The following is a 315-nucleotide window of genomic DNA, read 5'->3' on the forward strand; positions in this document are numbered from 1 at the left end:
AAGCAGTATGGCGGGATGGGAGCCGACCAACTGAAAGAACTCAAACAGCTGCAGAAGGAGAACGAACTGCTGCGAAAAGCCGTTGCGGACCTGACCTGGGACAAGCTCATCCTGAAGGAGGCGGCCCGGGGAAACTTCTGAGCCCCGCCCGTCGGCGCGCCTGCATCGAGCTGATACGCAGCGAGATGAAAGTGTCTGAACGCCGGATCTGCCGGGTGCTGGGGCAGCATCGATCAACACAAAGGTATCAATCGCGAGGCCGGGAAGATGAAGACCGGCTCGTGGCGGACATGATTGAACTGGCCAGGCAATACG

Annotated in this window: 1 pseudogene; it reads left to right on the top strand. The window is 59.4% G+C overall.

Annotated elements, in window-relative coordinates:
• A pseudogene (locus AB9K35_RS18205) lies at window positions 1–315 on the top strand (IS3 family transposase); the annotation flags it as partial.

Origin of the sequence: Leisingera sp. XS_AS12 (genome assembly GCF_041224635.1) — a bacterium.
GTDB lineage: Bacteria > Pseudomonadota > Alphaproteobacteria > Rhodobacterales > Rhodobacteraceae > Leisingera.